At 64.3% G+C, this 26,424-nt stretch carries 22 protein-coding genes; 6 read left to right on the top strand and 16 right to left on the bottom strand.

The genetic code is table 11. From position 1 onward, the window contains the following. Positions 1–112: 112 nt before the first annotated feature. From LU684_RS00930 to mdcA, 13 genes are all read right to left on the bottom strand, one after another. Positions 113–775 (bottom strand): SCO family protein, encoded by a 663-nt coding sequence (locus LU684_RS00930; RefSeq protein WP_060518133.1) that lies wholly within the window; start codon positions 773–775, stop codon positions 113–115. Then, on the bottom strand, positions 772–1,428 hold the full coding sequence (locus tag LU684_RS00925; RefSeq protein ID WP_095115257.1) for an SCO family protein: 657 nt from the start codon (positions 1,426–1,428) through the stop codon (positions 772–774). The genes LU684_RS00930 and LU684_RS00925 overlap by 4 nt, the downstream gene beginning before the upstream one ends. Continuing rightward, entirely contained in the window at positions 1,425–3,401 is a 1,977-nt protein-coding gene (locus LU684_RS00920; RefSeq protein WP_016487354.1) for a cytochrome D1 domain-containing protein, read from the bottom strand. The genes LU684_RS00925 and LU684_RS00920 overlap by 4 nt, the downstream gene beginning before the upstream one ends. 18 nt (positions 3,402–3,419) lie before the next feature. Then, entirely contained in the window at positions 3,420–9,266 is a 5,847-nt protein-coding gene (mnxG, locus tag LU684_RS00915) for a manganese-oxidizing multicopper oxidase MnxG (RefSeq protein ID WP_232894021.1), read from the bottom strand. 282 nt (positions 9,267–9,548) lie between these two features. Next, entirely contained in the window at positions 9,549–10,313 is a 765-nt protein-coding gene (madM, locus tag LU684_RS00910) for a malonate transporter subunit MadM (protein WP_016487356.1), read from the bottom strand. Between the two features lie 2 nt (positions 10,314–10,315). After that, positions 10,316–10,738 carry a malonate transporter subunit MadL gene (gene madL / locus LU684_RS00905; RefSeq protein WP_232894020.1) on the bottom strand — a complete coding sequence of 141 codons (423 nt, stop codon included), beginning with the start codon at positions 10,736–10,738 and terminating at the stop codon, positions 10,316–10,318. Between the two features lie 216 nt (positions 10,739–10,954). Beyond that, positions 10,955–11,875 (bottom strand): malonate decarboxylase subunit epsilon, encoded by a 921-nt coding sequence (mdcH, locus tag LU684_RS00900; protein ID WP_232894019.1) that lies wholly within the window; start codon positions 11,873–11,875, stop codon positions 10,955–10,957. Continuing rightward, positions 11,872–12,486, bottom strand: a complete 615-nt coding sequence (locus tag LU684_RS00895; protein ID WP_024717553.1) for a malonate decarboxylase holo-ACP synthase — start codon at positions 12,484–12,486, stop codon at positions 11,872–11,874. Before LU684_RS00895 ends, mdcH begins: the two co-directional genes overlap by 4 nt. Before the next feature lies 1 nt (position 12,487). Next, the gene (gene mdcE, locus LU684_RS00890; RefSeq protein ID WP_060518141.1) at positions 12,488–13,279 is read right to left on the bottom strand and encodes a biotin-independent malonate decarboxylase subunit gamma; all 792 of its coding nucleotides are present in this window, start codon (positions 13,277–13,279) and stop codon (positions 12,488–12,490) included. Beyond that, on the bottom strand, positions 13,276–14,124 hold the full coding sequence (locus LU684_RS00885; protein WP_145914107.1) for a biotin-independent malonate decarboxylase subunit beta: 849 nt from the start codon (positions 14,122–14,124) through the stop codon (positions 13,276–13,278). Before LU684_RS00885 ends, mdcE begins: the two co-directional genes overlap by 4 nt. After that, on the bottom strand, positions 14,117–14,416 hold the full coding sequence (locus tag LU684_RS00880; protein WP_016487362.1) for a malonate decarboxylase subunit delta: 300 nt from the start codon (positions 14,414–14,416) through the stop codon (positions 14,117–14,119). The genes LU684_RS00885 and LU684_RS00880 overlap by 8 nt, the downstream gene beginning before the upstream one ends. Position 14,417: 1 nt before the next feature. Continuing rightward, positions 14,418–15,317: a triphosphoribosyl-dephospho-CoA synthase gene (locus LU684_RS00875; protein WP_060518145.1), complete on the bottom strand. Its 900-nt coding sequence runs from the start codon at positions 15,315–15,317 to the stop codon at positions 14,418–14,420. Continuing rightward, the gene (gene mdcA / locus LU684_RS00870) at positions 15,317–16,978 is read right to left on the bottom strand and encodes a malonate decarboxylase subunit alpha (protein WP_016487364.1); all 1,662 of its coding nucleotides are present in this window, start codon (positions 16,976–16,978) and stop codon (positions 15,317–15,319) included. The genes LU684_RS00875 and mdcA overlap by 1 nt, the downstream gene beginning before the upstream one ends. A 255-nt stretch (positions 16,979–17,233) precedes the next feature. Between mdcA and LU684_RS00865 the strand changes: the two genes are divergently transcribed. Together LU684_RS00865 and LU684_RS00860 are read left to right on the top strand one after the other, a co-directional pair. Continuing rightward, positions 17,234–18,304, top strand: a complete 1,071-nt coding sequence (locus LU684_RS00865) for an enoyl-CoA hydratase/isomerase family protein (protein WP_102688792.1) — start codon at positions 17,234–17,236, stop codon at positions 18,302–18,304. 16 nt (positions 18,305–18,320) lie between these two features. After that, positions 18,321–19,472, top strand: a complete 1,152-nt coding sequence (locus LU684_RS00860; protein WP_016487366.1) for an acyl-CoA dehydrogenase family protein — start codon at positions 18,321–18,323, stop codon at positions 19,470–19,472. An 82-nt stretch (positions 19,473–19,554) separates the two neighbouring features. Here LU684_RS00860 and LU684_RS00855 read toward each other — a convergent pair whose 3' ends face one another. Further along, positions 19,555–20,487, bottom strand: coding sequence for a LysR family transcriptional regulator (locus LU684_RS00855; RefSeq protein ID WP_023048678.1), 933 nt, complete (start codon positions 20,485–20,487; stop codon positions 19,555–19,557). Positions 20,488–20,613: 126 nt separating this feature from the next. On the opposite strand from LU684_RS00855, the gene LU684_RS00850 reads away from it, so the two are divergent. Then, a complete protein-coding gene (locus LU684_RS00850) occupies positions 20,614–20,874 on the top strand; it encodes a DUF2790 domain-containing protein (RefSeq protein WP_016487368.1) in 261 nt (86 codons plus the stop codon). A gap of 1 nt (position 20,875) precedes the next feature. Here LU684_RS00850 and LU684_RS00845 read toward each other — a convergent pair whose 3' ends face one another. After that, complete coding sequence (locus LU684_RS00845) at positions 20,876–21,568, bottom strand: tRNA (adenine(22)-N(1))-methyltransferase (RefSeq protein ID WP_102688791.1); 693 nt, start codon at positions 21,566–21,568, stop codon at positions 20,876–20,878. A gap of 136 nt (positions 21,569–21,704) precedes the next feature. Between LU684_RS00845 and LU684_RS00840 the strand changes: the two genes are divergently transcribed. After that, a complete protein-coding gene (locus LU684_RS00840) occupies positions 21,705–22,085 on the top strand; it encodes a RidA family protein (protein ID WP_016487370.1) in 381 nt (126 codons plus the stop codon). Between the two features lie 205 nt (positions 22,086–22,290). After that, a complete protein-coding gene (locus LU684_RS00835; RefSeq protein WP_060518152.1) occupies positions 22,291–24,291 on the top strand; it encodes a peptidase U32 family protein in 2,001 nt (666 codons plus the stop codon). 133 nt (positions 24,292–24,424) lie between these two features. On the opposite strand, the gene LU684_RS00830 is transcribed toward LU684_RS00835, so the two are convergent. After that, positions 24,425–25,750 carry a sigma-54 dependent transcriptional regulator gene (locus LU684_RS00830; RefSeq protein WP_016487372.1) on the bottom strand — a complete coding sequence of 442 codons (1,326 nt, stop codon included), beginning with the start codon at positions 25,748–25,750 and terminating at the stop codon, positions 24,425–24,427. A 341-nt stretch (positions 25,751–26,091) separates the two neighbouring features. On the opposite strand from LU684_RS00830, the gene LU684_RS00825 reads away from it, so the two are divergent. After that, the gene (locus LU684_RS00825) at positions 26,092–26,358 is read left to right on the top strand and encodes a hypothetical protein (RefSeq protein WP_013972506.1); all 267 of its coding nucleotides are present in this window, start codon (positions 26,092–26,094) and stop codon (positions 26,356–26,358) included. The last annotated feature ends 66 nt before the right edge of the window (positions 26,359–26,424 follow it).

The following is a 26,424-nucleotide window of genomic DNA, read 5'->3' as shown; positions in this document are numbered from 1 at the left end:
GGGCAAGCCCGCTCCCACAGGATCAGTACACGCCTGAGGTCTATGAAAAAACTGTGGGAGCGGGCTTGCCCCGCGAAGAGGCCGGCACGGCGAGCCCAGGCGCGCATGGCAATCACCGCCCTGCCAGAGGCTGGGTCAGTAACTGCATGCGCTGGGCAATCGCTGCCGGTGGTGCATCCGGGCGGATCTTGCTCCAGCGTTTGCCCGCCACATCACCGGCAATCAGCTGCGTGGAATGCTGCTCTGGGCTGGGCAGGAACTGGCCGATGCGGCCGAGCACCAGGTCGACATTGGCTTTGTCGCCGGTCAGGAACAACCAGTTCGGCCCATCCACCCCCTGTTTCTCGGCAAACGCCTTGAGTGCTTGCGGGGTATCGTTGAGCGGGTCGCTGCTGATCGACACGAAGGTCACCTGGCTGGCCAGTTGCGGCCCCATGGCCTGGCGCACTTCGCGCAGCTTGCGGGTGATCAACGGGCAGGCGTCGGTGCAGTGGGTGAAGATCACGTTGAGCATCACCACCTTGTCTTTGAGCACATCACTGTAGAAACGCAGCTCGCGGCCGTTCTGGTCCTTCAATACGGTATCGGTGAACCAGGTCTGGGCATCGCGGGTGCCGCCGCCACTGGTCATCGCCTGGGGGGCTGGTTGCGGCTCGGGGGCCTGCTCCACGTGGCCTTCGTGGGCGAACGCCACCGAAGCGAGAATCCACAGGCAGCCGCCCAGCACCAGCCAGTCGAAACCGCGCATGCCGCCGCGGGAGGTTACAGAGCTCATGGTTGCACCTCATGGTGGTCGGCAATGGCCGTGCTTTTGGCGTGCGCCCGACGGGCGCTGAGACGGTTTATTTCTTCGATCAGTACCGTTGGGTCGGTGAAGCCGTAGTAGCGCGTCCAGTGCCCGCTTCGCCCGTCACCCACCAGGATCAGCGGCGGGTGCTGGCTGAGGTCGGCGCTGAAGCTGCCCAGGCCCTTGAGGGTTTCGGTGATGGCGTAGGGGGTGCCGGTCAGCCAGCTCCAGCCCGGCCCCTTCTGGAAGGCCTTGGCGTAATCCTGCAGGCGCTTGGCATCGTCACGCTGCGGGTCGACGCTGATCGAGACCATGCTGATCTCCTCACCTACCCGGCCACCCAGCTGTTGCTGGACCTTGCCCATGATCGACGACACCACCGGGCACACCGTGGTGCAGCTGGTATAGATAAAGCCCATGACCACCAGGTGGTCACTGACCAGGTCCTGCTCCAGGCGTACCGGCATGCCATCCTGGTTCAGCAGGGAAACGTCGGCAAAGCGCACACTGGTCTTTTCCTGGCGAGCCGCCGGTGGCGGCTCGGCGTGGCCTTTGTGATCGTGCCCGGCGTGGGCCATGGCCAGGTTGCTGGCAAGGGCCAGGCTCAGGGCCAGCAGTTGGAAAGAATGCTTGGCGTTCATCGCACACTCCTCATGTCAGTCCGGGAAGCGTTGGTCGCTGCGGCCGGCAGGACGCGCAGGCTGGTGTAATTCTCTTCGGCAAACTTGCGTCCCAACGATGGCGACTGCACATGCAGGTACCAGGCGCCGGCTTCGGGCAGTGTCAGGGCCGCCTGATAGACACCCTGCCCCACCTCCAGCAACGGCAGGTTGCGTGGCATGGACGACGGCGCCAGGAAGTAGCGCAGGCTCAGGTCAGTGAGGCCCAGCCGCGGTTGGCCGTCATCACCGACGATGCGTACCCGAGCGGTAATGGCGCTGTGCTGCGGCAGCGGTTGGTCCAGGCCGATGAACTCTGCGTGCGCGCCCTTGCGCTTGCCGGCATTGGGCGCTTCGGCGACATCGGCGCTGAAGCAGTGGATGATCTGCGGCTGGTTGAGCAGAAAAGCCACGTCAAATTTGCCGGCAGCGGGCAGTTTTACCGTTGAGCCGTACACCCCGGGTGCCACCTCGCGCAGGCTGCGGTCGATGACGATGGCGGCGCGGGCCTGATGACCACGGTTGTTGTAACCGGACATCGGCGCATTCATGCCCTCGGCGTAAAAGTAGGTGGTGTTGTCCACCGGGTTGACCACGAACACCGAGTTGTCATCACGTGACACCGACAACCCCTGGGCCAATGGCAGGTCACCCGCCTGGCGCGGCGCTGCAGGGCCGGCCTCGAAGCCCTGAACGATCGGCGAGCGCCCTTCGCCCAGGCTGGACAGGTTGATCATGGTCACTTTCGGGGACGCCAGGCCGCGCACATAGGCATAGGCCTTGGTGAAGGTCAGTTGGTAGGGTTCGGCCGCCACCGGAATCTGATGGATCAGCTTGTCGGTACTGGCATCGATCACCAGGGCCTGGTTCTCAAGCGTGTTGAGCACCACACCGTAACGGCCATCGCTGCTGAAACGCATCGGCCCCAGGCCCTGCTCGGCCTTGACCGTGTGGCGCAGCTGGTGGCTGCGCGCATCGAACACCCGCACGCTGCCTTCCTCGCCATCGACCACGTAAACGGCCTGGGACAGCGCCGAGTAGCTGACCGACAGCGGGTGCGGGCCAACCTTGATGGTTTTGGCAAGGCGCATTTGCGGGATATCGATGACGCTGAGGGTACCGCTGTCGCGGTTGCTGACGTAGGCAAAGCGCGAGTCGGCGCTGAAGGCAATTTCGTGATGCCCGGTGCCGGTGTTGAAGCTTTTAAGAGGCGTGCGCCCCGGCACGTCGATGACCGTCACCCCACCTTTGGCCGGGTCACTGCTGTTGTTGCCGACCCACAGCCGGTGCTGGTCGGGTTGCAACGCCACGCGCAGCGGCTGCTCGCCGGCGTCCAGGTCGGCCACGCGGGTGAAGGTTTCGGTATCGATGACCGCCACCTTGCCGCGCTCGGGGATCGACACGAACACTTGCTTGTCGTCGGCAGTGGCCACCCAGTCCATTGGCCGCCCGGGCAGGTCGATGCGGGCCATGGTGCTGGTCACGCCGCCCACCGAAACGGTCGGATCGATCACCGTCAGGCTGGCGTCGTTGTTCAGCATCAACAGGAAGTAGCTGTTCAGGTCGAGCAGCGGTCGGGCGCCGATGCTGCTCTTGAGAAACAGCGCGACCCGCGCCTTGCAGCTTTGGCTGCGGTCGCCTGTCGGGGCCGACTGCGCCGGGTCGATCCACGCCCCCGGCGCCATGCCCGACAGCGGCTGGCCGCTGGTCTGGTCGCTGACCTTGAAGCGGATGTTGGCGAAGGCGCCTTCCTTCAACTCGCCCCCGGCCAGCGGCCGGGCCTCGAACTCCACGGTCACGCCGTCCCGGCTGAGCCGGTGCAGGGCCTGCGGGTCGGCAGGTTCCTGCAACAGCTCGCGCGGATCGCACCAGAGCTTTTCATACGCCACGCCCAGGCCGATCAGCGCCACTCCCAGCAATACCCCCAAGTAAGCAGGGCGAGTCTTTTTGTTCATGCTCGCGCTCCCCTTCTGTCACTGCGCCGGGGCCGTTGCCGGCGGCGCTTCGTTGGTCACCCGCAAAATCCCCCACAACCCGGACAGGTTGCCGTAGGCGGCGTAGTCGCGGAACAGGTAGTCACCCGCCACCGCGTTGGCACCGCCGGCACTGGGCAGCATGAAGCTGAAGTGCGCCGCCGGCAGTACGCTCTCCTGGGCGCCGATGTACATGGCCATCGGGTTGTAGCCGAAACGCACCGAACCAATGCCTGGCAGGCTCATCGGGTAGCCGTCCAGGTCACTTTTCTCGGCCTGGTAGTTGTGCAATGGCCACAGGTGCCCGTCCAGCTGGTAGACCATGCCGCGGCTGCCGCCACTGGGCATCACGATATGGTTGCGCACCGGTTGCCCAGGCTTGGCGTACAGCACCGGGGTCTGCGGGTCGCCACCCACCAGGGCGTTGGCGTAGGCCATATGGGCGTTGGGTACATCACCAAAACCCAGGCCATTGGCACGGCCGAACGGCGAATCGGGCGCCATGCCGAAGCGCAGCCACAAGGGTTCGGTCTTGTAGTTGACCGCCATGTTGCCGTTGTCTTGCGGGTCACCGGCAGCACCGTTGCCTTCGGTATTGATGCCTTCTACCGGACGACCATCGGCCCAGCGCATGTTCAGTGCGCGCTGCCACACGGTGACGAAGTCGCGGTAGTCCGGCTGGCCGCTGACCTTCACCGTGGCCTGGGCACGTGAAGCGGCGTCCTCGGTCCAGGTGGCGGTTTGCGGCAGAATGCTCATGGCACCCACCAGGCCTTTCTGCGGCTGTTTGATGAAGTCTGACGGGGTCAGGTTGAGGCCGCCGAACTCGATGGCAGTCGTGTTGATGTTGTCCACTGTGCGGCCTAGCTGCGACACGGGTTTGCCTTCACGCTCCAGGTGGCCGGCGTAGTACTGGTACACCTTGGTCGGGTAGGCGCCACTGGTGCCAGCACGTGGCGGTACGGTCTGCACCGGGTTCAGGCCTATGTTGGCGCCGTCGGACTTGGTGATGTCGTAAGCCAGCAACTGCGCATGCAGGCCCACGTGGCTCGACGGCCGCATCAGGTTGTTGGCAAAGGCTGTGGCACCTTCGCTGTCGAAGCGGTCACGCTTGACCACGTTGTGCATCACTGCCGTGCTCGGCAGGTCTGGCATCACCAGCGGCAGGCGGTTCTCCAGGGTGATGCTGATGCAGTCGCCGGCGTTGGCGCGCAGCACCAGAGGCTCTACCGGCACACCCGCCTTGAGCTTGCCGGTGGTGGCGTCGAGGTCAGCCTTGCGCACGTACAGGATCGCGGTCGGGTCATGCAGCGGTGCACTGTGACCACCGATGGTGAAGGGCTCCCCATCTTCGGGGTCTATACCACTCACCAGCGGGATGGCGGTTCTACGGCTATTGAACACCAAGGTGCCGCCGTTGGCCTTGAGCGCGCCACCGACATGTTGGCCGATACCCTCCACGTCATTGATGCTGACGCCATTACGGTTTTCGAGAATGTCATTGGCCAGCGCCGCAACGATCTCGTAGTTGCGCTTGACCGTGGTGCGGGTGCCGATGCCGTTGGGGTTGGCCGTGGTTTTCGGGCAGATGCCGTCAAAGTTCACGGTGTTGCGCATGGCCACCGGTTGCGGGTTGTTGGGCAGCGGGAACAGGTCGGGACGCTGCGCGGTGTAGTTGCGCATGATGCCCCAGATACCGTTCCAGTAGCCTTCCAGGGCGGCGTCCAGCGAGTACAGATAGTCGCCGTTGGTGGCGGCGGAACTGGAGATCATCGACACCGGTGCCATAAAGCCCATCTGCTCGGAGATACCAATCATCTGCGACGACTTCCAGCCCGAGTTTGAGCTATTACCGAAACCTGTGCCGTTCTGCAGCCACTTCACGCCATGCAGGGTGACGTTGTGCTCCTCCTCATGGCCACCGGCGTGCATCCGCAGGCGCACGTTGTCACCGGAGTAGGTGCGCAGCAGCGGGGTGAATGGGTCGCCCGGCTCGGCGCCAGCCTTGTTGATGTGCGGCGGGAACAGCGTGGTGCCGCCGGTAGGACCCACGGCCGAAGTTATCGCCGAGGGTGACAGGTTCATCGCCGGGATGGCGCGGTCGGTGCGGGTTTGCATGGCATAGCTGAGGTCGCCGGCCAGGCCGTCGGCCTGCATGCCACGCTTGCCGTCCGGGCCAACCTTGTTCGGGTCGAACACGCGCAGGGCCAGCGGCTCGTTGCGATAGTTGACGACGAACATGCCAGGGTCATCCACCGAGATCGCCTGCGGACATGGCCGGCTTGGGCAGCCAGGGTTGATACCGCCACGTTCCTCGACAATGGCCTCCAGCAGGTTCGATGCCTTGCCGCGCACTGGCGGGTTGATTGCGTAGCGGAAGCTGTCGGCGGTGGCCGGGTACGACTGGGCACTGGGCACGCCGTCCGGCCCTGCGCCTACGTAAACCCCGGCTTCATAGGCATGCTGGAAGTCGCTGTATTCCAGGAAGAACTCTCGGTAGCTGTCGTTCTTGCCATCGCCATCGTGGTCGCCAGTCTGGATTACCGCCTGCCATGACGTCGGGCCTCCGTCCTGGCGGGTGGCCGGGTTGTACAGCTGCTCGCCGGTTTCGGCGTGATACCAGGTGGACCCGGCCGGTTCGGCCAGCACGGTGGCATACAGGCCCAGTTGCTGGTGCGTCGATGGGCCAAGGTGGTCGTGTGTGAAGATGGTGCCCAGGCCACGGTCGATGTTATGCACGTTCACCAGCGGGTCTGCGAACCAGCGCTGCATGGCCGTGCGTGCGCCCAGCCAGTCAGCCCGGCCGAAGCGGCCGAAGTACGGATGCTGTCTGGCTTTCGGACAGGCAGCGGTATCGTCGCGGCTATCGCCCTCGGTGCAGCCGTTGTATGCACGAATAGCCTGCACCCGCTCGACCACGCTGCCGGGCGAAAGAATGCCGTCTTCATAGTTCCAGCCATTGGCCGAGCCGTCGGCAGCGGTCAGGTCCCACTTCGGCAAGTGGATGTGCTGGCCGATCACATCGGTCGGGGTGCGCACCTGGTAGTCGTCCATCTCGTAGATGTTCGGGATCAGGTTGGTGTGCTGGTACATGGTGCAGTCGAAGGTGTTCATGCGCATCACCAGTGGCTCTGGCGGGCGCTGCTTGGTGATCACTGGCCAGGCGTCTTCCCACAGAGCGATGATGCGAGCCTGCGGGAAGTGGTAGCCGACCTTGTTGTACACCGCATCGAACTGGATGTTGGCACCTTTGTAGATACGTGGACGGTCGGCGGTAAAGGCGGAAGCGCCACGGAAGTTGACGCCGGTCAGGCTCTCGCCGCTAACGAACTCACCCGCACCGGAGGATTGAGTGAGGCGCTTGCCGCGGTCATCCATGCACGGTTCGTAGAACGGCGCGCCGGCAGTCGGCAAGGCGCCATTGGTGCGAAACGCCTTGGGCACCGGCTGGCTACCAGGGATCAGGGCATAGCTGGGGTGCTCGGCCATGGCGTGGAATTGCATGGCCGCCTGTTCGACATCGGTGCCCTCTTCTGGCAGATAGATGGCTTTGGCCTTGTGCACGACCTTGGTGAAGTCCAGCTTGGTGGTGGTGGTTTGCGCTTCGCCACCGGCGGATACACCGTCCAGTGCATGGCGGCCAAGGCCGCCGTTCCAGCCATCGACCTGGTTCGCATCCAGGTTGGCCCACAGGGCTTTGCCGCTGTCTTTCAACTGCCGGGCCAGGGCTGGGTCGAGCATGTCCAGCGGCGGGGTCGGCGGGCGGTTGCCGACGCTGCTTTCAATGCCGCCGATCCAGAACGGGTAGCCTGGGTTTTTCAGGGTGCCGTCGGCGTTGCGGTTGGCCTCGGTGCGGTCGACCAGCGCCAGCGAGCCCACGGCCTTGCGTACAGCCCCCTGGCTGGCGTGGTCGTCATCGCCCTCTTCTTCGGTGTCGTCATCCTCGGTGGCGGCAACCAGCGCTTCAGAGAGCTTCGGCACGACCACGACCTTGCCGGGCATCGGTGCCATGGCCTTGCCGGGCAACGGTACGATGGCCGGAATCGGCGTGCCGGCGATGATCTCGCCGTCTGGCAGCGCACGGGCCCCCACGGCCGGCTTGCCGCTGCGCAGGGCGAACGGCGTGCTGTGGAAGCCGTTCTCGCCCTGCCCGCTCACCTCAAGGCGGGTGCCTTCTTCGAACACGTCGTGTACGCGCCACATGGCCCACATGCCTTGGGCGAAGTGCGGGTAGAAGTGGCAATGGTAGATGGCATCACCGGCCACCCGGTTGCGGTTCCCCGATCCGCCATTGGCGATTTCGTAGGTGTAGCCGACGCCAGCGCCGATACCCTGGGCATCGATATAGTCGGAATTGTCGTCATTGGGGTTGAATAGCCACTGGTGGCCATGCAAGTGGAAGATGTGCTGTTCGTGGCCGTTGTGGGTGTTGCGGAACTTGGTGAAGTCACCGATATAGCTATGGTGCACGTTGGCCGGCTCTGAGGGATAAAGGGCCATGCTGGCCTTGACCCCGACAGCGCTGGCCGGGGGGACTTCACCCGGGCGGATGTGCTCCAGGCCGACGTTGGCCGGCACATCCACCAGGGTGCCGATGTCACCGACGGTGTGAGCGCTCAGGAAGAACTCTTCGTAAGCGCACGACAGGCAGTCGTGCATCGGGCCTACCCCCAGGCGGTTGGCAACCACTTCGGCACCCATGCCACCGGAACCGTAGTTGATCATGAATGAATCGCGTGTCGGCTCCAGCACATGGCCCATTACCGGGTCAGCCCAGTAGCCGGGGAACGCCTGGGTACCGGCGACCTCGTCGGCGAACTGCGAGGCGAAATCACGGAACGCCTCCAGCCGGTTGGGCAACGCCGGGTTGCGCTTGCCGATGCTTTCCAGTGGGTAGGTCGACTTGGGGAAGCTGCCGTCAGGGTTGGGGCCCATGACGATGGCATCGGTTTCGCTGTTGATGATCTCGTTGCCATTAACCATGGCAATGATCGGTTTGCCAGCCTTGCCCTCGGTGATCCAAGGCTCTGCCTGGGGGTAGCGGGCTTCATAGTCGATCACTGGCTGGCCGGTGGCAGTGCGGCCGGTCGTGGCCAGGCGCATTTCTTCTTCGGTGAGGGTGTTGCGGTAGGTGCGGCCCAACTTGGGTACCACCACCACCTGACCGAACAGGCCATTGGCAACATTGCCTGCCGTGCCTTCGCCGCCGAACGTGGCGGCCTTGCTGGTGGCGGCAAATGCCCCTTCGCGCTCGGCATACAAGGTATAGCTGCGGGTGCTGCCGGGGCTGGTGAAGAAATTGCCGTTGCGCCCGGTATAGGCGGAGATGTCGGCGATACTGTTGACCGCCTGCATGCCGTTGACCTGGAAGCCGACCATGCGCTCGGCGACCTGTTCGTCGGCTACAACGCCTTCACCGCCTTGGTTTTCAACCTCCGGCCCCTCCTCCTCACCCTCGGGCTCTTCGGCCTCGATGCCGTGCTTGTTGGGGTTGGCCTGGTAAGCCAGCAGGTTGGTCAGGTTGACGGTGAGGCAGTCACCGGCTGCTACCCGCAGCACAATCGGCCGCGGGCGCTTGTCGGGGCGCAGGGTGACCTTGCCCGGCACTGCGGCGCCACCCTTGCTGAGGGGGACCTGTTTGTCGTCCACCACATCTTCGCGCAGGGCGAACATCATGCCGTTGGCGTTTTGTGCGCCAAGGCGGTTGAACATCAGTGGCTGGTCCAGTGCCACCACGTTGGCGACCAAGGTGCGCTGGCACTGTACGGCCGCCTCGCTGGTCGCTTCCCAGCCTAACAGGGCCAGAACGAGTGATGACAGAAGGGGGCCTTTGCGTGGCGTCGACATGCTACACCTCCGGGGCACGGGAACTCTGTGGAGGGGTGGAGCAAGGTGTATGCCAGAAGGATATTTTTATTATTTATCAGTGGTTTGCACGATCAATCGAAACAGATTGGGGAGGATCCCCCGGCGGTTTTCCCCGATTTGGGGGCAACGGATTGCATGACTTGAAGGCGATGCAATCACTGTGGGAGCGGCCGTGGCCACGAACACCGGCGAAGCCGGTGCCATGCACCGAGTCGCCTGCTTTGCGGGCACGCCCGCTCCCACAGAAAGGAGGGTACGACGTCAGCCGACCAGACCACGTACGCAGAAATACAGAATCGACGGCCCCATCAGGCACCCCAACCCGGTATGGAAGGTGGCGGTCAATGCGCCATACGGCACCAGCCGCCGGTCCGTCGCCGCCAGCCCGGCCGTCACCCCCGACACCGTTCCGGCCAACCCGCCGAACACCATCGCCGAGCGCGGGTTGTCGAGCGCCAGCAGGCGCGCCGACACCGGGGTGAACACCATCACCAGGATCGCCTTGATCAGCCCGGTGGCAATCGACAAAGCCATCACGTCCGAGCTGGCACCCAGCGCCGCCCCGGTCACCGGGCCGACGATATAGGTCACGGCACCTGCGCCGATGGTGGTCATGCTCACTGCATCGCGGTAGCCGAAGGCGTAGGCGACTGCCGCGCCAACAATGAATGGCAGCACCGTGCCCAGCAGCAGCGCCACCAAGCCAATCATCCCGGCTTTGCGCGCTTCGGTGGCCTGCACCTCGAAGGCCGTCGCAACAATGGCGAAGTCACGCAGCATCGCCCCGCCCATCAGGCCGATGCCGGAGAACAGCGCCATGTCGGCCAGGCCTTTTTGCCCGCCCGTCACGGTGCCACCGACCCAGGCCAGCACCAGGCCGATGACGATGGCGATAGCCGAGCCGTGCACCCGGCCGAAGGTGAGGTATTTCGACAGCACAACCGACAACCACATGATTGCGCCCACCGCAGCAAAGGCGGTGACCAGGCCGTTGTGTTCCAGGGCATTTTCAATAATCGGCCACATGTTCAACGACCTCCTGCAGGAGTAACCCGCGCGTGGTTTTCAGGGGCGGGCTCGAGCGCGGGCAAAGGCTCACCGCGGTGGCTGCGGCTGATCAGGGCAATAGTCGCGCCGCACACCAGCACCGCGCCCACTGCCGCCAGCAGCGCCACCGGCCCGCCGTGCAGGGCGGTGACCACGTTCTGCTGGGCCGCCATGGCCACCACTACCGGGATGTACATGGCACCCCAGAAGCCGACACCGAACTCGCATTCCTTGCTCATGCCGCCATTGCGGTGCATGTACAGCCGTGCGCAGATCAGCAGGATCATGGCGATGCCCACCCCGCCCACATTGGATTTGACGCCCAGCAGCACGCCCAGGAAGTCGCCGACGATAACGCCAGCAAGCGTGCAGACCGCCAGCAGAGCCACACCATAGATGATCATTGTTGTTGTCCTCAGGTTGTGTCGAAGTTGCTTGTTGTTGTTCTTCGTAAACACACACTTATGCGACGTTCGCGGTCTTTGTGGGAGCGGCCTTGTGTCGCGACAGGGGTGCGCAGCGCCCCCAAGGATCTTCGCTTCACTTCAGAATTGCCGGGGCCGCTCTGCGGCCCAATCGCGACGCAAGGCCGCTCCCACAGGGATTGCGTTAGCCAGCCATCATCGCCGGTCAGCCACCTCCTGGCGCAGCAGCGCATCCACGGTGTCCCAACGGGTGCCTTCCACGGCCACTACCCTGCCCTGTTCGAACACGGCCCGGGCCAGCCCGCTGAGCACGCTGCCGGGCGGTATTTCCAGGTGCAGTCGCACGCCACGCTCAAAGGCGTTGCGCAACGTGGCACGCCAGTCGACCACCCTTGCCATGTTGCCCGCCAGGTCATCGCGCAGGCGCTGCGGGTCGAACACCGGGCGCGCGCTGCTGCCGCTGAGGTAGGTGATGCGTGGGCGGTGCAACTCGACCGAGGCGAAGGCACTGGCCAGTTCCGCTGCCGGGCCATCAAGCAACGGGCAATGCGAAGGCACGCTGACCGCAAGGCGCCGGGCGACGCCTTGGCCAAGACGACGCGCACGGGCTGCGACCGCAGCCATCGCCGAATCGCTACCGGCGATGACAATCTGGTTTTCACTGTTGAGGTTTGCGACATGCACCTCACCGCCGGCATCCACCAGCAAACGCTCGACAGTGGCCAAGTCCATGCCATAGAGTGCAGTCATGCCGTAGCCTTGCGGATAGGCACACTGCATCAACCGGCCACGCAGGGCGACCAGGCGCACGGCATCGGCAAAACCCAGGGCGCCCGCCGTGACAGCTGCGGGATAAGCGCCAATCGACAAGCCCGCCACATAATCCGGCGCAGGGCTGCGCTGCATCAGCCAACGTGCCCAGGCCACGCCACTCAGCAGCAGGCACAGCTGAACCGCCCGGGTAGACTGCAGCGCTTGCGGGCTGTCCAGCGCCTGCGCAGCTTCGCCCAGGGTATCGCTGGCCTCCTCCAGCAGCTGCCCGGCGCCCTCTGGCAGATGCTGCAGCATCCCCACCTGCTGAGCCCCCTGGCCAGGGAAGGCGAACAGGCTGCTCATGCGGCACGCTCCATCACTGCCCAAGGCTCGCTGACCAAGCGCGGGCCATGCGGCGACTTGAGCAGCACGCGGCGGGCAAAACCGGCCCATTCGCGCAAGGCAATGGCGCCTGCCGGGGTTTCCAGTTGCACATCGATACGGCACGGCGCGCAGTCGAGGATATCCTGCAGCTCCCGCGCCTGAGCGCGGGCCAGTGGTTGCGGGGTACGCAGCAGCAGGTCCAGGTCACTGTCGGCGTGTACCACTTCAACGCCGGTCGCAATCTGATACCCCACCCCGCCCGTCGGCCCCCATTCCAGGCCGCTGGCCTGCAATACCGGGGCGACCGAGGCCAGTGCCTGTAGCGCAGGCCATGGGCTTTGTACGTTCACACGCAGCACTTCGGGGCCTTGCCGACGCTGGATATCGGCCAGGCGCATCAACACACCCAACCGCTGTGCCCGGCCCACACCACGCACCCCAACCGCCACCCAGCCATCCTCACAGGTGGCGCGGCGCACTACCACCGGCCGGCCGCTTGCCAGCACGTCCTGCGCCCACTGCGGCGCATCGGCGGGCAAGCCCGACACGGGCATCCCCCACAGCAGGTCGTGCGGCCTTGGCGCGCTCATCTCAAGCGCCCTGCCACTGGCGGCGCAGCTGTTCGCGTACCAGGCGCGAAGCGCTGCGGTTTTCCCCCGCCAGCCGTGACGACAGGTCGGTCGAGCTGCCAATATCGTGCACCGCTTCTGCCAGGCAGGCACGCACCTGGGCAATGTCGGCGCGGCTCGGTGCCTCGGCGTTGTCCACTGTCAGGCGGCGCCACAGCAGGCCCAGCGAGGCGTAGCTGGCCAGGTCGTAGGCCATGGGGGGCACTTCGGCGGCCAGAGCCTCAAGTTGCTCGACGCTTCGCAGGGTAATCCGCGCCGCAGCCGCCTTGCCCATGGCATGCACCATGACCCCGGCATCGTCCAGGGCGATCAGGCGCTGGGCCTGGTAACCGTGGGCAAGAAAGGCACCGGACATGGCCTTGCCGACCAGCAGACCGATTACCGGGTGCCCGGCCAACCGCGCCTGGGCGTAGGCCTGCACGGCACCGGCCAGTGCCTGGTGAATGCCCAACGCCTCCTCGCGGCGGCCGTAGGCCTGGCTGGGCACGTCGACCACCGCGACAATGGCCCGCTTCTGGCCATCGCGGTCAGCTTCCACCGCCTCGCTCACCGCCTTGGCCAGGCCCCAACCTTCCAGCAGGCCGACCTCGCCCGAGCGGGCACGGGGGAATGGGTTGTCGGCATCGGGTACCACGGCGATGAAGCGCGCCAGGCGGTTGTCCAGTTCGCCGTCGATCACCCGCAGCGACGCGGGGTAGCCCGGCAAGGCTTGCCCGCCGGCCAGGCCCGGCAGCCAGTTCAAGGCACGGTTCATTGGGCTTCTCCTTGATAAAGGGCGCGCACGGCGGCGGCATCCAATTGTGGGCAGTTTTCGCCCAGCCGGGCCAGCCGGTCGAGGAACCAGGCGTGCTGGCTGACGCGGTCTTTGGAGGGTGCGTCGAGCAGTTGCAACAAGCGATCGCGCAGTGCATCGATATCATCGGCCACATAGCCGTCCACCAACCCGCTGGCGTAGCGTTGCTCGCCACCCGTCAGGCTCCAGATGAAGGGGCGGTCCTTGGCATCGTATTCGCCGATGCCGGCTTCCTGCTCGATCACCTGCGGGCCGTTGAGGCCCAGGCGCGCTTCGCGGGTCACCAGCAGGTGGCTGCACAGGCCTGCGGCGATGGACATGCCGCCAAAGCAACCTACCGAACCTGCAATCAGGCCGATCACCGGCTGCAAGGCCCGCAGCTCGACAATCGCCGCCTGGATCTCGGCAATCGCCGCCAGGCCCAGGTTGGCCTCTTGCAGGCGAACGCCACCGGTTTCCAGCAGCAACACAGCGCAGGTGGGAGTACCGTTGCGAGTGTCTTCGATGGCCAGCTCCAAGGCGCCGGCGATTTTTGCACCACCCACCTCGCCCATGCTGCCCCCCTGGAAGCCACCTTCAATGGCAGCGACTACGGCATGGCGCCCGTTCAGCCGGCCTTTGGCGATAACCACGCCATCATCGGCCTGAGGCACGATGCCCTGTCGCGGCAGCCACGGCGACATCAGCCGATCGAACGGGCCCAGCAGTTCACGGAAGCTGCCCGGGTCGAGCACGGCGCGGGCGCGCTGTCGGGCGCCCAGTTCGACAAAGCTGCGGCTGCGCAGCAAACGTTCGGTGTCAGTCATGGGCAATCTCCTCGAAGCCTTGCTCAAGGCGCAAGCGCACCACGCCTGGCGTGGCGCCGAAATCGTGGATGTCGATGTTCACGGCCGGCCAGGTACGGCCCTCGAACAGGCGCTGGAGCAGTTGCGCCCAGCGGGCGCCGCTGCCGTTGACCGAGGTCATCACCTGGATGTGCAGGCTGCCGGCAGTGCCGGGCTCGATCAGCACCTCGAGGTCGCCGGAGCTGACGCAGCCCACCAGCGTGCGGCCACGGCCAGGTTCGGCGGCGGGGAATTGAAAGTTCAGGGTTTCCATTTCACAGGCTCCCGGCTTTGTCGAGGAACAGGCAGGCGGCCAGCAAATCGGCGGCGCCGCCCGGTGAGGCGTTCAGGTGCAGCAGTTGCTGGTCCAGCCCGCGCAGGTGCCGGCGCCCTGCCAAGGTGGCGCTGCCGCCCTCGGCAAGTACGGCGCGGGCACCTTGCTGGACGGCAGCCAGCCCGGCCGGGCCGCTGCGCCAGAGCACACAGGTGTCGCTGAGCACGGCCATGATTGCCAGTAACGCATCAAGCCGGGCATGCGACTCGCTGGCCCCGGCAGCGCGGCTACGTTGCAGTTGTGGCAGGCCGTACCCGACCACGGCGGGGAAGCCTTGCTGTGCCTGTTCGCGGGCACCGCCGGTGCCGTAGCGGTGGCGTACCTGCGAGCCGTGGCTGTCCTGGCGCGGCATGGCCGGGTCGTCGAACAGCGCGATGCGCCCGGCACGGGCGGCCAGCGTGCAGGCGTCTGCCTGGGTATCGAGGGCCGTGGACGCCACCAGCAGGCCCAGTGCCCAGATGGCGCCGCGGTGGGTGTTTACCCCGTGGGTGGCGGCAAGCATCGCGGCCTCGCCTTCGCGGCCGAGCTGGCCCAGTGCGGCGCGCAGAGGTTGACCAACCTGGCCGATGGACTGGGCGGCTTCGGCCATGTTGCGCAGGCATGGCCACAAGGCCAGGGCCGAAGCGTGCATCAAGGTCAGGGTCATGTCTTTGTGGGCGCCGTTGCTGCGGCGGTCGACCAGCCCGGGTTTGGGGGACAGGTCGGCTTCGTCGATCAGGGCTTCAACGGCCAGGTCGGCGAGGTGGTCGGCCAGGGGAATTTCGGTTGCCTGGGCTGGCCTCTTCGCCGGTGAACCCGCTCCCACAGGAACCTGGGGGAGTGCGAGAATGAGTGCTTTCATCACCAGCTCCTGAACCGTGCAGGCGGGTTGTAGAGGCCGCCGGACCACTCGACCAGCTCGGCAATGCTGCGTGCGGCCAGCAGCTCGCGGCTGGCGTCGGTGCGGCGAATGCCCAAGTCTTCGGGCAAGGCGATCAGGCCTTGCTGGCGCATGCGCAGGGTGTCTTTCGGATCGTGGCGCAGGCCGATGGCGGTAACCCCTGCCACCGCGGCGATCATCTGCTGGCGTTCTTCCAGGCTGCGGGCCTTGTACAGGTAGGCAATGCCCTCCTCGGTCAGCAGGTGGGTGACGTCATCGCCGTAGATCATCACCGGCGCCAACGGCATGCCGGCCTTCTTGGCGACTTCCACGGCATCGAGGGTTTCCACGAAGGTGGGCTTGCCACCTTCCTGGTAGGTTTCGACCATTTGCACCACCAGCTTGCGGCCGCGCTCCAGCAGGGTTTCCGGCACGGTCATGTCGAGCCAGGCCGGGGTCGCGTGGCGCCGGCCACGCGGGTCGTGGCCCATATTCGGCGCACCGCCAAAACCGGCCAGGCGGCCGCGGGTCACGGTCGAGGAATGGCCATCGCCATCCACTTGCAAAGTGGCGCCAATAAACAGGTCGACAGCGTATTGCCCCGCCAGCTGGCACATCATGCGGTTGGAGCGCAGCGAACCATCGCGGCCGGTGAAGAACACGTCCGGGCGCTGGGCTATGTAGTCCTCCATGCCCAGCTCGGTGCCGAAGCAGTGCACGCTTTGCACCCAGCCGGTCTCGATGGCCGGGATCAGGGTCGGGTGAGGGTTGAGCGTCCAGTTGCGGCAGATCTTGCCCTTCAGGCCCAGAGACTCGCCGTAGGTGGGCAAGATCAGCTCGATGGCGGCGGTATTGAAGCCGATGCCGTGGTTCAGCGACTGCACCTGGTGTTTTTCGTAGATGCCGCGTATGGCCATCATCGCCATGAGCACATGCACCGGCTTGATGTGGCGCGGGTCTCGGGTAAACAGCGGCTCGATGTAGAAAGGCTGGTCGGCCACCACCACAAAGTCGACCCAGGACGCCGGTATGTCGACCCGTGGCAGGTCATCGACGCGGTCCACCAGCTGGTTGACCTGAGCGATGACGATGCCGTCGCTGAAGGCAGCAGGCTCTACCAGTGCGGGGGTATCTTCGGTGCTGGGGCCGGTGTACAGGTTGCCGTCACGGTCGGCCATGAAACCGGCCACCAGGGTGACATTGGGGATCAGGTCGACCAGCAGCCGCGAGTACAGTTCGATATAGGTGTGGATGGCACCGACTTCGAGCAGGCCATCTTCCAGCAACTGGCCGATGCGCAGGCTCTGCGGGCCGGCGAAGGAAAAGTCGAGCTTGCGGGCAATGCCGCGTTCGAACAGGTCAAGGTGCTCGGCGCGGCTGACGCTGGGCATGATCATGTGCAGGTCGTGCAGGCGCCCGGGGTCGACTTTGGCCAGCGAGCGCGACAGGAAGTCGGCCTGCTTCTGGTTGTTGCCTTCCAGCACCACCCGGTCGCCGGGGGCCAGCAACAGTTCGAGGGCTTCGACGATACGTTCGGTGGGCAGCACCACGCCGTCGGCAAGGTGGCGGACCCGATCGAGGCGGCGCTGCTTTTCGGCGCGCCGCCGCGACCATTGCGGCGGTGGATTCTGAGTTATTGTCATGGTGACTCCACAGGTTCGCTGTCGTGGACATCACCTTAGGGCTGTGCTGCCCGGCGGATCAATCAAGCTGCCGGTGTGTTCATTACGGTAAGGTTAATGAACTGCCCTGCTAGAGGACTCACCCACGGCAAAAATGCACGATACCCCTGCATAATTGTCGATTGTGCAGGGCAAATTCGCATGACAGGATCCTGCGATCCTCCAGCGAACTCCAGACTTCACTTGGAAAATCAATAACAAAGCAGGGAGAACGCAATGACTGCGCACGCTCAAACCTTGGCAACCGAGCCTGTACTGGCCGAAGTCCGCAACCAGGTTGGCCACCTGACCCTGAACCGCCCCGCCGGCTTGAATGCCCTCACCCTGGACATGGTTCGTAGCCTGCGCCAGCACCTGGATCAGTGGGCCGAAGACCCGCACGTGCGCGCCGTGGTGCTGCGCGGCGAGGGGCCCAAAGGCTTCTGTGCCGGTGGTGACATCCGCTCGCTGCACGACAGTTTCAAAGCGGGCGACACGCTGCATGAAACCTTCTTTGTCGAGGAATACGCCCTCGACCTGCTCATCCACCGCTACCGCAAGCCCGTGTTGGTACTGATGGACGGCTTCACCCTCGGCGGCGGCATGGGCCTGGCCCAGGGCTGCGACCTGCGCGTGGTCACCGAGCGCAGCCGGCTGGGCATGCCCGAAGTGGGCATCGGCTACTTCCCCGATGTCGGCGGCAGCTACTTCCTGTCGCGCATCCCCGGCGAGCTGGGGATTTACCTGGGCGTCAGCGGCACCCAGATCCAGGCGGCCGACGCCCTTTACTGCGGCTTGGCCGACTGGTACCTGGCCAGTGACCAGCTTGCCGCCCTCGACCAGGGCCTGGAGCAACTGAGCTTTGGCGACAACCCGCTCAAGGACCTGCAGAACCTGCTGGCCAGGCTCGGCACCCAGGTTTTGAGTGATGCCCCCCTGGAAAAACTGCGTCCGGTCATCGATCACTTCTTCTCCCTGCCCACCCTGCAAGCCATCGTCGAGCAACTGCGTGCGGTCAGCATCGGCGACAGCCATGCCTGGGCCGTGGCCGCCGCCGACCAGCTGGAAAGCCGCTCACCGCTGGCCATGGCGGTTACTCTGGAGATGTTGCGCCGCGGTCGCCAGCTAGGGCTGGAAGACTGCTTTGCCATGGAGCTGCACCTGGACCGCCAGTGGTTCCAGCATGGCGACATCATCGAAGGCGTGCGCGCCCTGATCATCGACAAGGACAAACAGCCTCGCTGGAACCCGCCGACCCTGGCCGCGCTGCAGCAGCAGCGGGTGGACCAATTCTTCGAAGGCCTGTGAGCCCGGGAGTACACAGATGCAAGACCTTGAACTGAGCGAAGAACAGATCATGATCCGCGACATGGCCCGGGATTTTGCCCGCGGCGAGATCGCCCCACACGCCCAGGCCTGGGAAAAGGCCGGCTGGATCGATGACGGCGTGGTGCGCAAGATGGGCGACCTGGGCCTGCTGGGCATGGTGGTACCAGAGGACTTCGGCGGCAGCTACACCGACTACGTCGCCTACGCCCTGGCCGTGGAAGAAATCGCCGCAGGCTGCGGCGCCACCGGGGCGATGATGAGCATTCACAACTCGGTAGGCTGCGGCCCTCTGCTGGCCTACGGTACTGCCGAGCAACAACAGCAATGGCTGCCACGCCTGGCCAGCGGCGAGGTGATTGGCTGCTTCTGCCTGACAGAGCCCCAGGCCGGCTCCGAGGCGCACAACCTGCGCACCCGCGCCGAACGGGTCGATGGCGAGTGGGTAATCAATGGTGCCAAACAATTCGTCAGCAATGCACGCCGCGCCGGCTTGGCCATCGTCTTCGCGGTGACCGACCCGGAGCTGGGCAAGAAGGGCCTCTCGGCGTTCCTGGTGCCCACCGACAACCCGGGCTTCAAGGTCGACCGCAGCGAGCACAAGATGGGCATCCGCGCCTCCGACACCTGCGCGGTCACCTTCGACAATTGCCGCATCCCCGCAGCCAACATCCTTGGCGAGCGTGGCAAGGGCCTGGCCATCGCCCTGTCCAACCTTGAAGGCGGCCGTATCGGCATCGCCGCCCAGGCGTTAGGCATTGCCCGTGCAGCCTTCGAGGCGGCGCTGGTCTACTCGCGCGACCGGGTGCAATTTGGCAAACCGATCAACGAACACCAAAGCATCGCCAACCTGCTGGCCGACATGCAGGTACAGGTAAACGCCGCACGTTTGCTGATCCTGCATGCCGCCCGCCTGCGCAGCGCCGGCAAACCGTGCCTGTCGGAGGCATCACAGGCCAAGCTGTTCGCGTCGGAAATGGCCGAGCGGGTGTGTTCGATGGCGATCCAGGTGCATGGCGGGTATGGCTACCTGGAAGATTACCCGGTGGAACGCTATTACCGCGATGCGCGGATTACCCAGATCTATGAGGGGTCGAGCGAGATCCAGCGCATGCTGATTGCACGCGAGCTGAAGCACTACCCCCTGTAGTACGGCGGTCCCCATCTGTGGGAGCGGCCTTGCGGCCCAATCGCGGCACAAGGCCGCTCCCACAAGTAAGCGGATCTGCGTTTCAACGCCAGTACCGCGAATCATCCACCACCTGCGCATGCCCCTCGAACAACGCTGGCAACTGCTCCTTGAGGTAATCGATCCAGGTCCGCACCTTGGCATCCAGATAATGCCGTGACGGGTACATCGCATACAGCGCGCTCTCGCGCAGGCGGTACGGCGCCAGCAGCCTGCACAACCGCCCTTGCTCGATCGCCTGGCTGGCCGTATAGAACGGTAGCAGGCCAATGCCCATGCCCAATTCACTGGCCACCAGCATGGCATCGGCAACGTTGGTGGAGAAGTTGTCACTCGGTGTGATCACACACTGGTCCACACCCTGGGGGAATACCCAGTCACCTTCATACATGGGATACGCCATGCGCAGGCAGCGGTGCCCATGCAGGTCCTCGGGGCGCTCAGGCACCCCATGCCGCTCCAGATAGCTGGGTGCTGCGCAGGGAATACTGAAAATATTGCCGAGCGGGACGGCAATCAGCTGTGAGTCCGGCAGCGCGCCGTCCACGGTGATGACCACGTCATGCCCTTCGGCCAGCGGGTCAGGGTTGCGCTGCGACAGCGTCAGCTCGATCACCACCTCCGGGCACAGTGCGTTGTAGCCGGCCACCAGCGGCATCAGCAGCAGCCCCAGGCCGTGCGGGCAATGCAAACGCAAATGGCCGCGAGGCGTGAGGTGCGCACCGCGGGCCTCACCCACCGCCTCTTCGGTCAGCAGCATGATTTGCCGCGCGCGCTCCAGAAACCGCTCGCCCGCCTCGCTCATGCGCAGCCGCCGGGTGGTGCGGTGCAACAGGCGGGTCTGCAGCTGGTTTTCCAGCTCGGCGACGATACGCGAAACCTGCGCTGCTGAAATATCCAACGCATTGGCGGCTGCAGCGAAGCTGCCACATTCCACCACCCTGGCGAAGGTACGCATGGCATGCAGCATGTCCATGAAAGTGTGCTCCTTGTTCAGTCTTATTCTTGCGTTAAAGGCAGGAATCTATCACGGAACAGCCCATTTATTGTGAATGACCAATGAATACATCATTAGTCATACATTCAAGAAAAGGAACCTGTCATGAAACGTTCGATCGCTGTCCTTGCTGTTGCTGCTGCCTTCGCCTCGTTTGGTGCCCTTGCTGATGCAGGCAGTACAAAGGCAGCCAGCAGCACGTATGAGTACGGCATGCCGCTGGACGTGGCCAAGGTCATCTCCATCACCCCCGCCAGTAACGCCGCCGACTGCCAGGTCGGCACTGCGCACATGGTGTATGTCGACCACCAGGGCCAGAAGCGCGAAATCGACTACCGCGAAATGGGCAACTGCTCGCAGCAGTGAGTCAGGCCAGGACCTGGGTGATCCAGCCCACCTGCTGATTGAAGTCGTCGATTTTCGCCTGAGGCACCGCATCGCGAGCCCGCTGGAAATTGGCCAGGGTCTGCTGCTTTTGCCGCAGCATGCGCCGCCACTTGACCAGAAACGCCTCGCTTTTCTCCTGCATCAACACTGGGCCGAAGTACAGGTGCTCAGGGCTATATTCCACCCTGCCCGGCTCGGCGACGATGATCTCGTAATCGAAGCGGTTTTCCCGCAGCAGCTCTTCGTTGACGATGTGGTAACCGTTATCCGCCAGCCACTGGCGCAGCTCACGCTCACCGCCATTGGGCTGCAGTACCAGCCGCGTGATGCCACCAAGGCGCTGCTTGCCGGCCTCGAGGATCTCGCACATGGTGTCGCCGCCCATGCCGCAGATGCTGACCACCGAGATGCGGTCTTGCGGCTCGACCGCTGCCAGCCCATCCGCCAGGCGCACGGTGACCCGGTCTTGCAGGCCGTTTCTGCGCACGTTGCGTTGGGCCGAGGCGAACGGCGTCTGCGCCACCTCACCCGCTACAGCGGCCTCGAGTACGCCGCGCAGCATCAATGCCACCGGCAGGTAACCGTGGTCCGAGCCGATATCGGCCAGGCGCGCGCCCTGCGGCACATGTGCGGCCACGCGCTCCAGGCGCCTGGACAAAGTCTGTTCGTTCAAAGTGTGCCCCTGGCTTTGCAATGGGCGCGATTCTGACGGCGAACGTCGCGCATTTCAAACACCGGGGTGCCCTCGACCGGGTGCGCCTGCTCGCGTAGGCTTGCCGTTTTCCTTCCGTAGCAAGGCAAAACACACCATGGCACATGCAGACATCATCTACACCCCGGACCCGGACGCCGAGTCGATTTCGTCCGACGTCGCCGAATTCAACGGCGTACTGGTCACCACCCAGATCCCGACCCACGCCGACGGCAGCCTGGAGCTGGGCGGCATCGTCGAGCAAAGCGAATGCACCTTGCAGGCGTTGAAAGTGGCGCTGGAAAAGGCTGGCAGCGGCATGGACCGCGTGCTGCACCTGACCATCTACCTGACCGACATGGCCGACCGTGCCGCGTTCAACGAGGTGTACCAGCGCTTCTTCAGCAAGCCATGGCCGGTACGTGCGGCCGTGGGTGTGGCGTCGCTGGCATTTGACGGCATGCGCGTAGAAGTCACGGCGATGGCTGCCAAGCGCTGAGCTACCTGCAAGGGCCCTATCGCCGGCAAGCCAGCGCCCACCTCGACCGCATCGGCCTCAAGCCCTATGCAACTCCTGTGGGCGCTGGCTTGCCGGCGTTGGGGCCGGTAACAGCACTACACCTCCCGGCACCCCGATGATGCCGTCAGCCCGTTTCACCGCTACAATGCCCGCCTAAACCGTGGCAGCCCGAAAATATAACGATATGTCCCTTCCAAAGAATCACCTGGAACTGCTCAGCCCTGCCCGTGATGTGGCCATCGCCCGTGAAGCGATCCTGCACGGCGCTGACGCCATCTACATCGGCGGCCCAAGCTTTGGCGCGCGCCATAACGCCTGCAACGAGGTCAGCGAGATCGCCGAACTGGTCGAGTTCGCCCGTCGCTACCATGCGCGCGTGTTCACCACCATCAACACCATCCTCCACGACAACGAGCTGGAACCTGCGCGCAAGCTGATCCATCAGCTGTACGACGCCGGCGTCGACGCGCTGATCGTGCAGGACTTGGGTGTAATGGAGCTGGACATCCCGCCGATCGAGCTGCACGCCAGCACCCAGACCGACATCCGCACCCTGGAACGGGCCAAGTTCCTCGACCAGGCCGGTTTCTCCCAGCTGGTACTGGCCCGTGAGCTGAACCTGCAGCAAATCCGCGCCATCGCCGCCGAAACCGACGCTGCCATCGAGTTCTTCATCCACGGTGCGCTGTGCGTGGCATTCTCCGGCCAGTGCAACATCTCCCACGCGCAGACTGGCCGAAGCGCCAACCGTGGCGACTGTTCGCAAGCCTGCCGCCTCCCCTACACCCTGAAGGATGACCAGGGTCGCGTGGTTGCGTTCGAGAAGCACCTGCTGTCAATGAAGGACAACAACCAGACCGCCAACCTGGCCGACCTGGTAGATGCCGGCGTGCGCTCGTTCAAGATCGAGGGCCGCTACAAGGACATGGGCTATGTGAAGAACATCACCGCCCACTACCGCAAAGAGCTCGACGCCATTCTCGAAGGCCGCCCGGAATATGCCCGTGCGTCCAGCGGCCGGACCGAGCACTTCTTCGTGCCCGACCCGGACAAGACCTTCCACCGCGGCAGCACCGACTATTTCGTGACCGACCGCAAAGTGGATATCGGCGCCTTCGACTCCCCCACCTTCACCGGCCTGCCGGTGGGTGTGGTGGAAAAGGTCGGCAAGCGTGACATGCAAGTGGTCACCGAGGTGCCACTGACCAACGGCGACGGCCTGAACGTGCTGGTCAAACGTGAAGTGGTGGGTTTCCGCGCCAACATCGCTGAACCACGTGGCGAATTCGAGGAAGACGGCCAAAAGCGCTACCGCTACCGCGTTGAGCCAAACGAAATGCCCGAAGGCCTGCACAAGCTGCGGCCCAACCACCCGCTGTCGCGCAACCTTGACCACAACTGGCAGCAGGCCCTGCAACGCACCTCTTCCGAGCGCCGGGTTAGCGTGCAATGGCATGCTGTGCTGCGCGAGCAGCGCTTGATGCTCACCCTCAGCAGCGAGGAAGGCGTCAGCGTGCAGGTGGCCCTGGACGGGCCGTTCGGCACGGCCAACAAGCCGCAGCAGGCACTGGACCAGTTGCACGACCTGCTCGGCCAGCTGGGGACCACGATGTACCACGCCAGCAGCATCGAGCTGGACGCGCCGCAGGCCTACTTCATCCCCAACTCGCAGCTCAAGGCCCTGCGCCGTGAAGCCATCGAGGCGCTGACCGAAGCGCGTATCAAGGCGCACCCGCGTGGCGGGCGCAAGGCCGAGACCTCGCCGCCACCGGTGTACCCCGAGTCGCACCTGTCGTTCCTGGCCAACGTGTACAACCAGAAGGCGCGCGACTTCTACCACCGCCACGGCGTGCAGCTGATCGACGCTGCCTACGAGGCCCACGAAGAACACGGTGAAGTGCCGGTGATGATCACCAAGCACTGCCTGCGCTTCTCCTTCAACCTGTGCCCCAAGCAGGCCAAGGGCGTGACCGGTGTGCGCACCAAGGTAGCGCCGATGCAGCTGATTCAGGGTGACGAAGTGCTGACCCTGAAGTTCGACTGCAAACCGTGCGAAATGCATGTGGTCGGCAAGATGAAAAGCCACATCATCGACCTGCCAACCCCGGGCAGTGCGGTGGCTCAGGTAGTGGGGCACATCAGCCCGGAAGACCTGCTGAAGACCATCGTGCGCGCGCCACACTGATTTTCAGGCAGTGGTCAGTGTGGGCTTGTCCCGCGAAGCCAGCGACGCGGTTCATGGCACCGGCGTTGCCGGTGTTCGCGGGGCAAGTCCGCTCCCACAGCGGTGTGTGGCAGACCATTGTTTCGTGGCTCATTCAGCGTATCTGATGCTTGTGCAGCAGGCGGTAAAAGGTCGGCCGGGAGATCCCCAGCACCTTGGCCGCTACGCTCATGTTATCGCTGTGCCGGTTAAGCACATCGCACAAGGCCTGGCGCTCGGCGCGCTGCTTGTATTCCTCTAGCGTGCCCAGCGGCTGCTGCCCTTGGTCCAACGTCTGCAGGCCCAGGTCCTGCGCCTCGATCTGCCGGCCTTCGGCCAGGACCAGGCCGCGTCGCACCCGGTTGGCCAACTCGCGTACATTGCCCGGCCAGTCATGCCGGCCCATGGCCGCCAGGGCATGGTCGCTGAATGAACGCGGCCGGCGCCCGGTTTCCAGGCTGTAGAAATGGGCAAAATGGCTGGCTAGCATCGACAAGTCACCATGCCGGTCACGCAGCGGCGCCGTCACCACCTGCAGCACGTTCAAGCGGTAATACAGGTCTTCGCGAAAACGCCCCTGCTCGATGGCTCTTTCAAGGTCTACGTGGGTGGCGGCCAAGACCCGTGCATCCACCGGAATCGGCTGGCTGCCGCCCACCCGCTCGATGTGCTTTTCTTGCAGAAAACGCAGCAGATTGGCCTGCAACTCCAGCGGCAAGTCACCAATCTCATCCAGGAACAACGTGCCACCGTGGGCTGCTTCAATGCGCCCGGTCTTGCGCTGATGGGCACCCGTGAAAGCGCCCTTCTCATGACCGAACAATTCTGACTGGATGAGGTGCTCGGGGATTGCCCCGCAGTTGATGGCGACGAACGGTTGGTCGCTGCGCTGCGACTGCCGATGCAGGGTGCGCGCCACCAGTTCCTTGCCCGTGCCGCTTTCACCACGGATAAGCACGGGCGACTCGGTGGGCGCCAGCTTGCCCAACAGCTTGCGCAACTCGCGGATCGGCCGGCTTTCGCCGAGCAGTTCGTGGGTCGCCTCGTCCACCCTGGCAGCCCCTTTGCCACGTAGCCGCGCCATGCCGAATGCCCTGCCCAGGGTGACCTGAACCCGGGACTCATCGAATGGCAAGGTATGAAAGTCGAAAAACCATTCGCAAACAAAATCGCCGACGGCCGGCATGCGTAATTGTTCGGCACTGAGCACCGCGATCCACTCGGTGTTACTGCGCTTGATCATGTCCTTGACCGCGTCCGGGTGCCGCAGGTGCGAAGCCTGCAATCGCAATAACCCTACATCACAAGGATGGTCCAGCGCGGCAGCGAGCATGCAACTGTCCACATCCCAGCCTGCGTTACGCAGCCCAGGCAACAGCTGGTGGCAGTCGTCGCACGGGTCGACGATGAGCAAACGACGTTGAGCGGCAAGCTGTTGCATAACCGATCCTTGGCGCCAGTTTTTGGTTTTATGAAGTAAAACAGCAAGTTGTGGCGCTCGCTTAACAGTAGCAACGAAGTTGACAGTGCCCACTACCGTCTGTCTGTTGACGCATTTTTTTACAATGTCCCACGGGAATTTTCGCACTTTAACGACATCCCATGGCGGCGCAGGCAATAACGGATTCAAGCCTGACAAAAAATTTTACACCTAATGTGTGACTTGCCCCCAGAGGACGAGCATCAGTACACATAACCCCGCGCTGCAATTCGCAACCCTTGAGGCGACCTTGAAGCAACGCGGACTCACTTCGATGTTTGGGACCATAGAGAGACCGAACCATGAATGCCCCGCTCCGTGTCAACGAAGCACTGCTGATTGCCGACCACGCCTTCGAACCTTTCCAGTGCGTAGCCTGGGATGCACCCAATGGTACTGGTGAGCTGAGCCTGGCAGTGATCGACCGGACCAGCACCCGCATTGGCAGCAAGCAAGTGTCGTCGCGTATCTACTCCGACCCTGCCCAGTGGGCCAGCCTGATCGAAGAAGTGCGCGCCGAACTGTGCGAAAAAGGTTACGACCTGCAACCGTGGTCGATGCCAAAGTAATAGTGCCCGGCAAACCAAGTGCGTGCAGCGCCACGCACTTGGTCAAATACAAAGTTGCTGTTCTGG

It is taken from the genome of Pseudomonas sp. NMI542_15 (assembly GCF_021283425.1).
Classification (GTDB): domain Bacteria; phylum Pseudomonadota; class Gammaproteobacteria; order Pseudomonadales; family Pseudomonadaceae; genus Aquipseudomonas; species Aquipseudomonas fortuita.
This window is presented reverse-complemented; position numbering and strand designations above follow the sequence as displayed.